Genomic DNA, 13,653 nt, shown 5'->3' on the forward strand with positions numbered 1-13,653 from the left:
CTGGCGAGGCTCGTCTCTGGTGGCATTCGGTCCTGCTGAGGCGAGTTCGCTAAGGGTGCTGCCCATCGCCATGGCGCGCAGTGGCTTCCTGCCGTTGCTCGCGTGGTGGAGTTCAAGGCCAATCAGCCCAGGTGGCGGCAGGTGTACGAGATCATCAAGGCTCGTATCGCCTCCGGCGAGTACAAGCCTGGCGATCGCGTCCTATCACTCGTCGCCCTGATCGAAGAGTTCGGCATCGCGAACGCCACCGGCCAGAAGGTCACGCGGGCACTCAGGGCAGACGGCTTGATCCACACCGAGCCCGGCATGGGCAGCTTCGTCACAACCCCGGAAGAGCGCGACAAGCCCGAGTGACCAGGCCCGGAGACGCGTGAGCTGACGGCAACCGTTGACAGCGACGTCGCCAGACGCCTCCGGACGCGGCTGGACTCCCCTGGACACTGCGCCCCAGTTCAGAGGCCATGTGCCCAGAGCGTTGATCAGCTTTCAATCCGCCGGTCCAGGGTTCGAGTCCCTGGCGCCCCACCACTCCGCACTCCATCTGACCAGGGGTTTCTCGGCCGCGCGTCGCCCGGTCGCGGCGGTAGCGGGCGGCGCGGACTCGGCGTCAGCGACCTTGTCGTTCAAAAGTGCGTTTAGCTGGGTGGTCCCTGTGGAGTCGTGACCGATACGGCGGCGGACAGCTTCGATGGACACGCCGGCGGTGTAGCCGGCGCGGGCGAGGTAGAGCTTGAGCAGCGTGGTGTGGCCGCGGTCGTTCAACAGCACGGCGCGCACGCTGCCGCCCTTGCCGTGGATGCGCATGTGCTGGTCGTCCAGGCGCAGGTCCAGGTCCTCCACGTACAACCTGCACGCCTTGAGGCGCGGGCGCCGTAGACGTAGGCGGTCTCGGACAAGGCCCGGTCGCTCATCCGATCCAGCGGCACGTCCCTTCGAGGCCGCCGGGTGCAGATCGCACCAGCACCTTGCCGATGTCGGCCGCTGCGGCGGGGGCGAGGCAGCGCCTTCCATGACGGTGGGGATCCGGTCCACAGGGTTGGCCTGCAGTAGGTCGTGGCGGACCGCCCATCGGCAGGAGGCGAGGGCGGCAGGAACGAGGTCCGGCGTTGGCGGCGTTCCCGCTCGTCAACGGCGTCGCCGGAAGCCTGCTGCGCCCGACACCGAAAATCTGTACTCGCGACAGTAGACATCTGTGGCCGCTGGGGCTAGTGTTTCTCACATCGTAAGGAACGGTTCTGCCGGGCGGCGGAAGTACTAGCACCACGATGAACCGCCCGGAGCAAGACGAAGTTGGGAGTCGATGGCAGAAGGTCGGACGTGACGGGCCAGTGCAGTGTTCAGAGGCCTTGATCGTGGACGCGCTGCCGCAGGTGAAGCCGGACAGTGGTCCGGAAAAAAGAGATGAAGGGAGTGTTGACGCCATCAGGATCGCCCGTAGCCGGCTGAGTCTCGCCGCTCGGGTACCGCAGTTCCACAGATAGGAAGGTGGTCTACGGTCACGCATCCGCGATCCCCGCACCACCGCCGCTCAGTACGGCGGACGCGGAAAACAATGAGCCGGTCAGATGGCCGGTAGATGGTGTTGAACTCTTCGGGGCCCCGGCGCGACAGGTGCCGGGGCCCCCTGTGCGCGTGATGGAAAGGAATGTATGGATCAACCTTGCTCGGCTGCCGAGGATGACACACTCGCTCACGGCAGGACTGCGGACACGTCCGGCTCCGGGGCTGGATTCAGGGCCGAAGACCGGTTCGAGGATCGGTTCGACGATGAGGACTACCCCGCCTACAGCATGGGCGCGGCCGCGGAGATGCTCGGTGTCAGCCCCGCGTTCCTACGGGCTCTGGGCGCCGCGAAACTGATCGAGCCGAAACGCTCCAGCGGTGGCCATCGCCGCTACTCCCGCTACCAGCTGCGGCTGGCCGCGCGCGCCCGGGAACTCGTCGATCAGGGCACTCCTGTGGAAGCCGCCTGCCGAATCATCATCTTGGAAGACCAGCTCGCCGAGGCGCTGCGCATCAACAACGCGCGCGACCGCCCGGCCGGACACTAGCACCGGTGGTGGCAAGACCCGGCGGCGTGAAGCTGACCGGGTCTTGGGTGTGCAGCCTGGCGACGTGGTTGCGCTTTTTGTCGCCCGCCTCGCATCTCCTGGGTTCACGCCTCCTACCAGGCGTGATGACGTTTCACACGCTGTCGTTTACTGGTAGCGAGGAGCTGTGCGGCTGTGGTTGACATCCCCTGCCGCCGATTCTCGTGCAGCAGCGATGCAGCAGCCGGAAACGAATCAGGGCCCGCACCCGTGAAGGTGCGAGCCCTGATACGTGGCGCTATTTGTCGGCGCTATTTGTCAGGCGGGAACGATGTTCTCGGCCTGAGGGCCCTTCTGGCCCTGGGTGACATCGAAGGCCACCCTCTGGCCATCACGCAGCTCGCGGTAGCCGCCCTGGGCGATGATGTTCGAGTAGTGAGCGAAGACGTCGGCACCGCCGCCGTCCTGCTCGATGAAGCCGAAGCCCTTTTCCGCGTTGAACCACTTAACGGTGCCGGAAGCCATGTCGATCTCCTCTTGATAGGCGTAGCCGAAATCCGCACTGTCACGAATTCCGCGTTGCCGCGATAAGCCCACACCCGGAGAAGACCGGCAAACAAAAAAATGCACCTGAGGCTACATACCGTCAGGTGCACACAAGTTCATTATGGGTACCACAACTGCAACTGGATCCAACGTAGCACACGTGAGGCGTGATACGCATACCCCGCCGCTATCCGCCTGGATGAGTCGCGTTCCGCGCGGCACCGCACCCCGCCCTCGTATCTCAGGCAGCGCCCTCACGGCCGTCACCCGCACCTGCCGCGCATCGCCGGTGCCGAGGCCGCCCAGGCGGGGCTCGCCAGGACGGGGTGCGCTACCTGCCGATCCGGATCGACGTCTCGGCCAGCAGGTGGTCGATGTAGGTCTCGACATGGGTGCCATCCGCGGCGACCGTGGTCCCCGTCTCCCCGTACCTTGACCACGTCCTCGGCGGCTCGCGCCGCCCGCCGCGCACCAGCCCGCTGTGCCCCAGCGCCCCCCAACGTCTCGTGCACCTCGAACAACTGGATCAGGCCGCGCGGGCGGCGGTCAGGTCGCGCGCCGAGCTCGACGTACGCGACGAGGTCGACGACGTATCGACCCGCTTGCCGGCGATCGATCGAGGTAAATGGTTGGTCGGAGGGTAGGGAACCTACGCGGCGGGATGGTTCTTGGGGAGTATCTGATGGGCAGATCAATCCTGAGCGAGCGGCTGGAGCGTGCAGGTCCAGGGCGAGACGCCGATTCTCACAAGCGGTGGTGGAATCTCGTCATGGTACTGGCCGCCGTGGTTGCGGGCCGGATGCTGGTCCGCCGGCTGCTGCGACGCGTGCGTGCTATCTCCGGTGACCTCGCCGAGATCAACGTCAGCGACGAACACGCCCAGATCGCTCAGCAGCATGACCCGCAGGAGGTGACGCAGCTGGTCGACAACATCAACGCGAGTTTGGACATGCTGGATCGTGAGCGGCAGTTCGCCTCCAACATCGCCCACGAGATCCGCTCCCCATTGGCCGGGATACGCGTCACGGTGGAAGAAGCGACTACCCGTCCTAGCGAAGCGGACTACCCCCGCGTCCTGGAGGCGGTGCTACGTGGAGTGGATCGACTGGATGCGCTGGCCACCGCACTTCTTCTGGTCGCCCGTTCCCGCGCTGTCAAAGCCGACTGGGAACGGCTCGACCTGTGCGAACTGGTCAGGCAGGAGGTCGCCGATCGGAACGACCCCATCCCGATCGAAATCATCTGCACTCCCGGTGTCGAGGTCACAGCCATGCGCACGCGGATCTGCCAGATCATCGCCAATCTGCTGGACAACGCTCAGCACCACGCCACCCACCAGGTGCAGGTCCACGTCAGCCGCAGCGACGGCAATGCCCGACTGGCGGTATCCGACGATGGCCCCGGCGTGCCGGAGAAGGACAGGGAACGCATATTCGACCGGATGTACCAGCTCAAAACCATTTCCCAGCGGGGCGGGCCCGGCGCCGGCCTCGGCTTGGCCATCACCCGCGATATAGCGAAAGCCCACCACGGAACCGTCTGGGTTGAGCCCTCCCCGCTCGGCGGCGCCTGCTTCATCCTCCAATTGCCCATCACCGCCCCCTAAGCCACCACCGGTCTCCGCTTCTCGGCTGTACGCGCACGCGACTACGGCATAGGTATCGATTGCGGCAGCCTAATCAGAAAAGTGGCTACTTCCGGCATTCATTTGGTGCAGCCACAACGTCCCGAACACCATCGGCGGGTACGCGCGTAAAGGGCAATGGCATCCAAACTGGAAACTGTTCTGATCCATCGACCTCGGACCGAACGTCTGACGTCACGGCTACGCGAGGAGTTGAGACTCGGCCCGAAAATCGCTGGCCGCTGAACATATGAGCGGTCTCGGACAGGCGGGGTGCCGGACAGCGGCCCGATTCACATGAAATTCCGGACGCGACAGCGGTCCCCGCCCCACGCACCCGCGCCTGTGTGTCTCTGAGAATCGGGGACATATTACTTCCGGAACGGCGCCATTCCTGAAACCAGGAGGTAGTGTTTAGGCACCGAGGACTTTTCGTGCGTTGGCACTCAGGTCGGCGTCGCCCGCGGCGATATATCAGGACGCGGTCCTTCCAAGGGCCAAGACAGGCCAGGCGATCATGACACCAACGATGCTCTCTCTTTCCACACCGTCCGGCGCCCCTGCCGGCACAGCCCCCGTCATCGGCTCCGAGGTTCGGCTGCGGTTGGCTCCCGTCCTTGGGCCGCGGGGCACCGTGGACGGGGCGTGGTGGCCCCATTTCCGTGATGCCACGGTGGAGCTGCCGGGTCTCATCGCCGCCATCGACCAGCGGCTGGGCCTGCCGGGGCTGCGCTCATGCTCGCCAGTGAGGGCACGGTCGACCTGCTCCCAGGCGACCTCCTGACCACCGCAGCCCACCAAGCCAAAGCGGACGGGGAGAACGAGGGAGTGCACGTCAGCACGCTACCGGCGGACCTGCTCGACGGGTGCCGACATCGCCGATCGCACGCCAGTCTGCCCAGCCTGCCGCCAGAGACCCCGCCTCGTTGCCGACCGGAGCATTCCGCTTCCATCCGTGACACCGCGCCACTTGGCAAAGCCGACCCGTCGGCCCCGACTACCATCCGGTTGTCCGGTGAGATCGACATTTTCACCAGTCCCGCCCTGCGCGAGGATCTGCTCGGCGTCCTGCGCTACAGCAGAAGCCTGCTCATTCTCGACCTGTCGGGTGTGGCGGCATGCAACGCCTGCGGGCTGGGAGTCCTGGTCGGCGTCCAGCGCCGCGCCAAGACGATGGGAATCACTGTCGTCCTGACAGCACCCCGCCCGTACATGTCTCGGCTCCTGCACAGCACCGGCCTGGACCGCAGCATCTCGATGATGGCCTAGCCAAAGACCCAGATCCTGCCCCACGACGCTGGCATCAAGCTCTCGCCTGGGAAAGGCGGGGGCTGCGAGCGATCCGACGGCCAGCAGGCACGGGCGAAGACCCACGGACGGGTCGTGGCCGTACATGGCCCTTCGCGATGGCTCAGAAGCTGCTGATCCGTGTCGTGGTGTACGGGGCGAGCCGAGCCGCCACCACATGCCTGAAGTTGACCACGTAGGTGAATGGGCTCGGCTCTCCCTCGTGGGAAATTTGGAGGGACACCACAGTGCCCTGTTGCATCCAGCTGACGAGTTTCTCGGCTGTGGGCATCGTGCCGTGCACGCGGAGGATCAATTCCTTTTCCTTGCCAACGCTGAGTAAGTAGAGCAGCCCCGAGGGGGCGTCCGTGGCCATACAGTTCTCCTTGACTCAGGGACGGCGGCCCGGTCCACATCGGTATCCCCGCGATCCTCGGGCGTAGCCGCATCTCAGCGGTGATGTCTACGGCGGGAATCCGCCTCGCCGCTCCCGAGGCTTTTGGAGCCGTGCCGTCACAGGTTCGGGCACCGGGACCCGGCCTTCTGGACGTCGCCGCTGCTTCCCGAGGACTACTTCGGGTTGATCAATGCCAGTACCGCCGCATCAGGTCGGTCCACAGGTCAAGCACCCTACGACGATTTTCAACGGGTGCACGGTTCAGCGGGGACGGTGGCCCTTCCTGCTCCGGCCGGTTTGCGCGCCCCGGCGACCCGACCCGCCAGGAGCGGGACTCCGCGGCTGCTTCCGCGCCTTCTCCGGGGCAGGCGCGGGGGTACGGCCCCGCGAGCTGTTCACCGTACGCCCACGGACGATGCCGATGAAGTCCTCCACCAGTTCGGTCGTCGCCTTCGTGGGCCAGGCCAGCGCGATCTGCGACTGCGGCGTCTCCACGACTGGCCGGTAGGTCAGATCCTTGCGGTGATACAGGCGCGCCAGCGACTGCGGGACCAGCAGCAGCCCGGCCCCCGCCGCCACCAGCTGGATCGCCTCCGCCGTCGTGTCCGGGCGCGTGAAAGCCGGCAGCCCCGGCAGGGCCGTCCACTCAAGGGTGTCGTCCATCGGATGGAACACCTCGTCGTCGGCGAGATCGGCGACAGTCACCTCGTCGGCGGCGGCCACCAGGTGATCCTTCGGCACCACGACCACGGTGGTCTCGACATAGAGAGGAATCACGCTGAGCCCATCACGGTCCACGGGCAACCGCACGAACGCGGCGTCGGCGCCGCCGTCGTGCAGGAACTTCACCGCCTCGGCGGCGGCAACGGACACCAGGGTGAGTGGCACGTCGGGCACGCGCTCGGCCCAGACGTTGACCCATTTGGCGGGCGTCACCCCAGGCACATAAGCCAGCCGGAACTCCCTGTCGGTCACCTCCTCAGGGTACCGATGTCAGGGGAAGCGGCTTCGCGCCATACCCTTGACACCATGACCAAGCTCAAGGCCACTCAGACGATGAAGCCCGCGACCGCGGCCAAGAAGCTGGGTGTGCTCCTCTCGGCCACTCCCGCCGAGTTCCAGGAGGGAGTCGTCTCCAGGGATGAGCTGAACGCGCTGCAGGCCAATCCGCCGGCATGGCTGGCCGATCTGCGGCGCAACGGGCCGCACCCCAGGCAGGTCGTCGCCGTGAAGCTGGGCATCTCCAACTCGGGCCTGGCCAGGGGCGGCATCACCGGGCCGCTCACCACCGCCGAGATCGACGCCCTCAAGGCCGAGGAGCCCGAGTGGCTGAAGCGCGAGCGGTCGGTTCAGGCCGAGGTGCGCAAGGAAGCGCAGCGCCTCAAGCAGCGCTAGCCAGCCGATGGGAGTGGCGGTCTGGTCCGGTTCGGTCCGCCGCCGTCTACGACTTCGGCGACCATGCTGTCAAGGTCGCCTGAACCGTCCCCGGACATGGAAGGCTTCCGTGGGCCGGCAGCAGGTATCCCCTTCAGCGCTCTTCGGGTGGGGCACCGTTCAGTTCACGCGCGTCGACGCGGCCTGACCCTTCGGCTGCTTGTCCCCTGCGTCGGCGGGCCCTCGTTCACCTCAAACTCGCTCTGAGTGAGACCTCCCAGCGCCCTTTCGAGCTTGTCGAGTGCGCACGATCGTGCTGTGGTGCCTGAGGTCATGCATCCGTACCCGCCGGATGCCTGCCGCGTCGCAGACGGCCCGGAAGTGCCGGTAGAGGGCCGCCGGACCTGATCACGTCGGCGTCACGATGGCTTGCGGCGTCCGGCTAGGCCACCAACCGGTGCGTCCTGCCTTCAGACCGACTGTCGGCTGAAACTTTCCGCCTGTTCACCCAATGTTTTCTGCCTGCCGACGCGCTATCGGCGCCTTGTATTCAACCGCGACCTCGGGATTCAGCTGTAGGTTTCGGTATTTGCGCAGTGGCGATGGCAGAGCCTTCACAGGTACATAGATCGGGTCTATTGACGAAGATGGCCGCGCTGGTTAGCTTCCCGATCAGGAAACGATCTGCCTCGACATCGGTAACGTTCCGAAAGCCGGGGTGAGCGCCTGAGACGGGGCCCACCCCGGAGCTCGAATGTTAACGCTCACATAATTCGAGGCGACGACGCCGCTCGGCCGTCCCCGCGGTCAAGCTCGCACCCCCAGGAGGATCGTTGCATTCCCCCCCGCACTCACGCAGGAAGGCATGGCTCGCCGCGATGGCCGCCGCGCTGGTGACGGTGCCGGCGGCGGCGCTGGCATGGGCGGCACCAGCGGCAGCGGCGGCGTCGTCGTTGGTCAGCGCCGCCTCGGGCCGGTGTCTGGATGTGGCGGGAAACACCGACGCACCAGGCACCGCCCTGCAGATCTGGGACTGCAACGGGCAGGCCAACCAGGCGTTCGAGTTCACCTCGGCCGGTGAGCTGCGGACGTTGAACGGCACGCGGTGCGTGGACGCCTACGGCGGAGGGACCTCGCCGGGCACGAAGGTCATCATCTGGTCGTGCAACGGGCAGAACAACCAGAAGTGGCGGCAGAACGCCGACGGGTCGGTCACCGGCGTGCAGTCGGGTCTGTGCCTGGACGTGAACGGCAACGGCACGGCCAACGGGACCGCGGTCATCCTGTGGACCTGCAGCGGCCAGGTCAACCAGAAGTGGAGCACCGCCGGAGGCAGCCCCAGCCCGACGCCCACACCGACGCCGAGCCCGTCGCCATCGTCGGTGTCACCCAGCCCCTCGCCATCAAGCAGCCCGCCGACCGGCTCGAGCTCACGGCAGAAGGTCAACTTCGACCGGGGGTGGAAATTCATCCGTTCGGATGTGACGGGGGCCCAGAACGCCGACTTCGACGACTCGAAATGGGTCCCCGTGGCGTTGCCCCACGATTTCGACGCCCCCTACAACGTGGGCGGCTCCACCGGCGGGCAGAACTTCTATGTGGGTGCGGGCTGGTATCGCAAGCACTTCACCGTTCCCTCGTCCTGGAACGGCAAGCACGTCGAACTCGAGTCCGAGGGCGCATTCTCGGTCACCGATGTGTGGGTCAACGGAACCAAGATAGGCACGCATCGGGGCGGCTATACGGGATTCACCTTCGACATCACCAAGTCGATCCGAACCGGTGACAACGAGATATCGGTACGCGTGGACAACCGCTGGCAGCCGGACCTCGCCCCTCGGACGGGCGACCACCAGTTCAGCGGCGGCCTCTACCGCGACGTCTACCTGAACGTCACCGACAACGTCCACGTCACCTGGTACGGCACCTTCGTCACCACCCCCGCGCTCACGAACCCGGCCTGGGACACGAGCAACCCCGCGTACTACAGGAACATCGACCTGTCGCAGTATCCGAGCGACACCGACCTGCGCGCGAACGTCGCCGCCCGCCGTTCCAACGTGAGAGCGCAGACGGAGGTCCGCAACGACGGTTCCTCCGCGGTCGACGTCTACGCACGCCAGGAGGTGCGCAAGCAGGGATCGACCAGCGTGCTGGCGACGTTCGACTCGCCCGTGCGGACGCTCGGCGCCGCGGCCACGACGACGCTCGACGCGCTGAGCGGATCCCTGTCGAACACCTCCGCCATGCTGCAGGGTCTCGACCTCTGGGCGCCGAACAACCCCGCGCTCTACACCGTGACCACCTCTCTTGTGGTCGACCACACTCCCGACGGGGCCGTCGACGACGGCGTCATCGTCGACAGCTACGACACCACGTTCGGCTTCCGCAGCGCGCAGTGGAAGGTGGACGGCTTCTATCTCAACGGTGTCAGGACGCTGCTCGTCGGGGCGGACGTGCACCAGGACCACGGCGGCTGGAGCAACGCCGTCACCAACTCGGGATTCGACCGCGACGTCCGCTACATCCGTGAGGCCGGCATGAACTTCATCCGGGGCTCGCACTATCCCCACGACCCGTCCTTCGCGGACTCCACGGACAGGCTCGGCGTCATGTTCTGGTCGGAGGCCACCTTCTGGGCGACCGCGACCGCCGGCAAGGAGCCCACGCCGACCGGCACCGTCAACGACTACCAGGCGGACGGCTATCCGCAGAAGACGGCCGACCAGGCGGCCTTCGAACAGAGCGCCATGGACGGCCTCCGCGACATGATCCGGATCAACCGCAACCACCCCTCGGTCATCAACTGGTCCATGGGCAACGAGGTGTTCTTCACGTCCTCGACCACCCTGGGCAACGCCAAGGCGCTGGTGAGCAAGATGCGCGACTACTCACACCAGCTCGATCCGACGCGCAAGGCAGGGCTGGGTGGCGTGCAACGCAGCTCGCTCGACCAGCTCTCGGTCTCTGACGTCGCCGGATACAACGGCGACGGCGGGAAGATCACCAACACGTGGATGCCGAACGTCGTCTCGGAGTACGGGTCGTACACCTCCGACCGGCCCGGCACGTACGGCCCGACGTACGGCGACGTCGCGGATCCGTCCGACGGCACCAAGTTCACGCTCACGACCGGAAGCGCCGGACTGGCCATCTGGGCGGGCTTCGACCATGGCACGATCATGAGCGCCGCCTTCGCCCGGATGGGCATGATCGACTACTACCGGCTGCCGAAGGACCAGTGGTACTGGTACCGGGCCAACAAGTCGAGGTGGACGGGCATCACCAATGTCGCCGACCCCACGTCCGTGGCCCGCGAACAGGCCACGAGCGGGACAGCGACCCGGATGACGCTGGAGGCCGGGAAGTACTCGCCGACAACGATCACTGACGACGGCACCACGGACACCCAGCTGGTGGTGACGATGCGGAACTCGTCGGGTGCCTGGGTCAACGACACCCGCGCGGTCACGCTGACCGTCACCAGCGGCCCGGGAGTCCTGCCCGGCGGCAAGTCGTACACCTTCACCCCGGGTGTCCAGGGCTTCAACGGGAAGATGGCGATCGAGTTCCGTTCCTACTACGCCGGCACGACCACCATCACGGCGAAGTCGGCGGGCCTGCCCGACGCCACCATCACGATCACGACCACCGACACGGTCGGAGCAGCGGGCGAGACCGAACCCGCCAACTTCGCCAACGCAGCCCTCTGGGGCTGACGCGCCGCTTACCCGGTCGATTCCTGGCGCGGAAACCCGCCAGGAATCGACCGGCTCCCGCCGTCGACTGATGTCGTGGAACGGCCTCACGGCGGTTCCGCCGAGGCGGCTCAAATCCTGTCGCCCATGCCGAGTGATCGGCCTACTCTGGCCGTATGGCCCAGGGAAAGACCTCCTTCGTCTGCTTGCCGTGCCGAGCCTCGTACAAGCAGCCGTTTCCAGGCCTGGGCCTCGACGAGCGGCTCTGCCCTCGATGCGCCCAGCCGCTTGTCCATGTCGGCTCCGCCTTCGCGGCGCCGCGCCGTAGGGACAGGGCCGGCTGGCGGACGCTCTCGGTGCTGCTGCACGCGGGTGTCCGCTTTCACAAGAGTTGTTGTGGCGGCCCTGGTTACCGCCCACGCTCGCTCAGCGAGGTGCGCGCACGGATGACGTACGCCCGGAGAACCGGAGAAGCCTTCTCCACAGCTCTGGTGCGCCGCGAACTGCCCTAGCCGAGACCTCGTAGCGCCTTTTCGACCTTGTCGAGTGCGGTCGCCTGGTGCTCCGGCAGCACGCGAGCGCAGGTGCTCATCGTCAGCACGATCGTGCTGTGCCCGAGGATTTCCTTGATCGTCCGGGAGACGGATCCCACGACGAGAACGCCGCGTCTTCAGCGGCACCCGGCAGCAGATGATGCTGCCTTCAGGGCCTTCAGGGCCTTCACGGAAGTCGGAGCGGTTCAGACGTGCGGAGGTGGGGCTTACCTCACCTTTTTCTGGGATATGCAGGTCATGTCGTCGAGCCCTGCCGCTCTCTACGGTTGGCGCATGACCACTCCCTGGGACCGAATTCACGGCCACTGGTCGTCGCGGACCTGGCTGCGTACCATCCATGTGGCGACGGGCGTCCCGATCGCGCTCATCTCGATGGCAGCGATCTTGGGGCTGGGCGCGCTGTCGATAGCACTGGCGTGGACGGTCTTCGTCCCCCTGGTCGCGCTGCTGATCCTCACCCGGATGGTGCCGCTGCTCACCTGGCTGCAGCGCTCCCGGTTCGCCGCCTTCCTCGACCTGGACATCCCCCCTGTCCCGCCTCTCCCCCGGGACGGGAGCCCGCTCAGACGGCTTCTCCTGCAGGCGCGGTCGGGCAGCGTGTGGCGGCAGATCGCCTATCACCTGGTGATCGGGCCCCTGATCGGCGCGGTGGGCTTCCTGAGCGGGGTCGCGGCGTGGTCGGCGTGCCTGGTCGCGGCCATCATCACCGTGCAACTCCTGATCGCCGGAGGCGGCTGGACCACCGCGCTGCCCGCAGCGGCCGCGCTCGCGCTGTTCGTGGTGGTGCCCTGGCTGCTTCGAGGGATCACCGCTCTCGACACGGTCGCGGCGCGGGCACTGCTCGGTGCCAGCCTCAACGACGACCTGGCCCGGCGAGTGGAGATCCTGCGGGAAAGCCGGGCCGAGGTCGTCGAGGCCGCCGACGCGGAACGCCGCCGGATCGAACGCGACCTGCACGACGGCACGCAGCAGCGGCTCGTGTCCCTCGCCCTGAACCTCGGCATGGCCCGCACCGCCTTCACCGATCTGCCCGAGCCCGCTCGTCAGGTGATCGTGCGCTCTCATGAGGAAGCCAAGCAAGCGTTGAAGGAACTGCGCGACGTCGTTCGGGGGCTGCACCCGGCCGTACTCAACGACCAGGGCCTGGACGCGGCGCTGTCCGGCCTCGCCGCGCGCGCCCCCTTCCCCGTGCGGCTCAGCGTCGACGTGCCGGAACGCGCCTCTGCCGTGATCGAGGCGGTGGCGTTCTTCGTCGTCTCCGAAGCGCTGACCAACGTCGCCAAGCACGCACGAGCCTCCGAGGCCGACGTCACCGTGCGCCGCGACGGCGACGTGCTCCGCCTCCTTGTACGCGACAACGGCCAAGGGGGCGCCGAGCCCGCCAGGGGGTCGGGCCTGCGCGGCCTCGCGCAGCGTGCTGGATCGGTGGACGGGACCCTGCGCATCGACAGCCCGAGCGGTGGCCCGACGACGATAGAGGTGGAGCTACCGTGCGCGTAGTGCTCGCCGAGGACTCCGTCCTCCTCAGGGAGGGCCTCGTCTGGGTCCTCGGATCCGCCGGCGTCGAGGTCGTGGCCGCGGTGTCCGACGCCGAGGGGCTGCTACGGGCGGTGGACGACCACGAGCCCGATCTCGTCGTCACGGACGTGCGAATGCCGCCGACGCACACCGACGAGGGTCTGCGCGCGGCGCTGCTGCTGCGGCACCGGCGGCCGAAGCTGCCCATCCTCGTGCTCTCGCAGTACGTCGAGGAACGCTACGCGACCCGGTTGCTGTCCACGGCGACGACCGGCATCGGATATCTGCTCAAGGACCGGGTGGCCGACGTCGCCGAGTTCCTGGACTCGCTGCGGCGGGTTGCCGCGGGCGGCACGGCCCTGGACCCCGAGGTGGTCGCCCAGCTTCTGGTACGCCGACATAGCGATCCGCTGGACCTGCTGACCCGCAGGGAGAAGGAGGTGCTCGCGCTGATCGCGGAGGGACGGTCCAATGCCGGGATCGCCGAGGCCCTCGTGGTCTCCGAAAGTGCGGTCGGCAAGCACATCAACAACATCTTCGCCAAGCTCGGGCTCTCCGGCGCCGAGAAGGATCACCGGCGGGTGCTGGCCGTACTGCGATTCCTGAGGATTTGAGAGGCTACATG

15 protein-coding genes are annotated in these 13,653 nt (G+C 66.8%); 9 read left to right on the forward strand and 6 right to left on the reverse strand.

From position 1 onward, the window contains the following. The first annotated feature begins 102 nt into the window (after nt 1-102). Nucleotides 103-354 carry a winged helix-turn-helix domain-containing protein gene (locus tag HHX35_RS21410; protein WP_310739206.1) on the forward strand — a complete coding sequence of 84 codons (252 nt, stop codon included), beginning with the start codon at nt 103-105 and terminating at the stop codon, nt 352-354. 132 nt (nt 355-486) lie between these two features. On the opposite strand, the gene HHX35_RS21415 is transcribed toward HHX35_RS21410, so the two are convergent. Further along, nucleotides 487-840, reverse strand: a complete 354-nt coding sequence (locus tag HHX35_RS21415; protein ID WP_182900518.1) for a hypothetical protein — start codon at nt 838-840, stop codon at nt 487-489. An 809-nt stretch (nt 841-1,649) separates the two neighbouring features. Between HHX35_RS21415 and HHX35_RS43625 the strand changes: the two genes are divergently transcribed. Then, nucleotides 1,650-2,051, forward strand: a complete 402-nt coding sequence (locus tag HHX35_RS43625) for a helix-turn-helix domain-containing protein (protein ID WP_259405257.1) — start codon at nt 1,650-1,652, stop codon at nt 2,049-2,051. Between the two features lie 297 nt (nt 2,052-2,348). Here the strand turns inward: HHX35_RS43625 and HHX35_RS21425 are convergent, their stop codons facing one another. After that, the gene (locus HHX35_RS21425) at nt 2,349-2,555 is read right to left on the reverse strand and encodes a cold-shock protein (protein WP_182900519.1); all 207 of its coding nucleotides are present in this window, start codon (nt 2,553-2,555) and stop codon (nt 2,349-2,351) included. A 352-nt stretch (nt 2,556-2,907) separates the two neighbouring features. Continuing rightward, entirely contained in the window at nt 2,908-3,048 is a 141-nt protein-coding gene (locus HHX35_RS21430; protein ID WP_182900520.1) for a hypothetical protein, read from the reverse strand. 210 nt (nt 3,049-3,258) lie between these two features. Here HHX35_RS21430 and HHX35_RS21435 point away from each other — a divergent pair, with 210 nt between their 5' ends. The 3 genes from HHX35_RS21435 to HHX35_RS43630 all read left to right on the forward strand — a co-directional run bounded on the left by HHX35_RS21435 (nt 3,259) and on the right by HHX35_RS43630 (nt 5,469). Next, nucleotides 3,259-4,182 (forward strand): HAMP domain-containing sensor histidine kinase, encoded by a 924-nt coding sequence (locus tag HHX35_RS21435; RefSeq protein ID WP_182900521.1) that lies wholly within the window; start codon nt 3,259-3,261, stop codon nt 4,180-4,182. 547 nt (nt 4,183-4,729) lie between these two features. Continuing rightward, on the forward strand, nt 4,730-4,984 hold the full coding sequence (locus tag HHX35_RS45155; protein ID WP_396780534.1) for a DUF5994 family protein: 255 nt from the start codon (nt 4,730-4,732) through the stop codon (nt 4,982-4,984). 224 nt (nt 4,985-5,208) lie between these two features. Continuing rightward, entirely contained in the window at nt 5,209-5,469 is a 261-nt protein-coding gene (locus HHX35_RS43630) for an STAS domain-containing protein (protein WP_259405258.1), read from the forward strand. 142 nt (nt 5,470-5,611) lie between these two features. Here HHX35_RS43630 and HHX35_RS21445 read toward each other — a convergent pair whose 3' ends face one another. Together HHX35_RS21445 and HHX35_RS21450 are read right to left on the reverse strand one after the other, a co-directional pair. Next, the gene (locus tag HHX35_RS21445; protein ID WP_182900523.1) at nt 5,612-5,863 is read right to left on the reverse strand and encodes a hypothetical protein; all 252 of its coding nucleotides are present in this window, start codon (nt 5,861-5,863) and stop codon (nt 5,612-5,614) included. A gap of 282 nt (nt 5,864-6,145) precedes the next feature. Next, on the reverse strand, nt 6,146-6,859 hold the full coding sequence (locus tag HHX35_RS21450; protein WP_310739207.1) for a LysR family substrate-binding domain-containing protein: 714 nt from the start codon (nt 6,857-6,859) through the stop codon (nt 6,146-6,148). A 54-nt stretch (nt 6,860-6,913) separates the two neighbouring features. On the opposite strand from HHX35_RS21450, the gene HHX35_RS21455 reads away from it, so the two are divergent. Together HHX35_RS21455 and HHX35_RS21460 are read left to right on the forward strand one after the other, a co-directional pair. Beyond that, nucleotides 6,914-7,279, forward strand: coding sequence for a DUF5997 family protein (locus tag HHX35_RS21455; RefSeq protein ID WP_182900524.1), 366 nt, complete (start codon nt 6,914-6,916; stop codon nt 7,277-7,279). Between the two features lie 812 nt (nt 7,280-8,091). Continuing rightward, complete coding sequence (locus tag HHX35_RS21460) at nt 8,092-10,977, forward strand: ricin-type beta-trefoil lectin domain protein (protein ID WP_182900525.1); 2,886 nt, start codon at nt 8,092-8,094, stop codon at nt 10,975-10,977. 487 nt (nt 10,978-11,464) lie between these two features. Here the strand turns inward: HHX35_RS21460 and HHX35_RS21465 are convergent, their stop codons facing one another. Then, a complete protein-coding gene (locus HHX35_RS21465; RefSeq protein ID WP_182900526.1) occupies nt 11,465-11,608 on the reverse strand; it encodes a hypothetical protein in 144 nt (47 codons plus the stop codon). A 175-nt stretch (nt 11,609-11,783) separates the two neighbouring features. Between HHX35_RS21465 and HHX35_RS21470 the strand changes: the two genes are divergently transcribed. Continuing rightward, nucleotides 11,784-13,010 (forward strand): sensor histidine kinase, encoded by a 1,227-nt coding sequence (locus HHX35_RS21470; protein ID WP_259405259.1) that lies wholly within the window; start codon nt 11,784-11,786, stop codon nt 13,008-13,010. Continuing rightward, nucleotides 13,001-13,642: a response regulator transcription factor gene (locus HHX35_RS21475; protein WP_182900528.1), complete on the forward strand. Its 642-nt coding sequence runs from the start codon at nt 13,001-13,003 to the stop codon at nt 13,640-13,642. Before HHX35_RS21470 ends, HHX35_RS21475 begins: the two co-directional genes overlap by 10 nt. Nucleotides 13,643-13,653 lie beyond the last annotated feature (11 nt).

Origin of the sequence: Microbispora sp. H10830 (genome assembly GCF_014161375.1) — a bacterium.
GTDB lineage: Bacteria > Actinomycetota > Actinomycetes > Streptosporangiales > Streptosporangiaceae > Microbispora > Microbispora catharanthi.

Excerpts from the sequence above, each read along its gene's own strand:
- HHX35_RS45155 (WP_396780534.1), top strand. The coding sequence starts at position 4,730 with ATGCTCTCTCTTTCCACACCGTCCGGCGCCCCTGCCGGCACAGCCCCC.
- HHX35_RS21435 (WP_182900521.1), top strand. The coding sequence starts at position 3,259 with ATGGGCAGATCAATCCTGAGCGAGCGGCTGGAGCGTGCAGGTCCAGGG.
- HHX35_RS21425 (WP_182900519.1), bottom strand. The coding sequence starts at position 2,555 with ATGGCTTCCGGCACCGTTAAGTGGTTCAACGCGGAAAAGGGCTTCGGC.
- HHX35_RS21445 (WP_182900523.1), bottom strand. The coding sequence starts at position 5,863 with ATGGCCACGGACGCCCCCTCGGGGCTGCTCTACTTACTCAGCGTTGGC.
- HHX35_RS43625 (WP_259405257.1), top strand. The coding sequence starts at position 1,650 with ATGGATCAACCTTGCTCGGCTGCCGAGGATGACACACTCGCTCACGGC.
- HHX35_RS21470 (WP_259405259.1), top strand. The coding sequence starts at position 11,784 with ATGACCACTCCCTGGGACCGAATTCACGGCCACTGGTCGTCGCGGACC.
- HHX35_RS21455 (WP_182900524.1), top strand. The coding sequence starts at position 6,914 with ATGACCAAGCTCAAGGCCACTCAGACGATGAAGCCCGCGACCGCGGCC.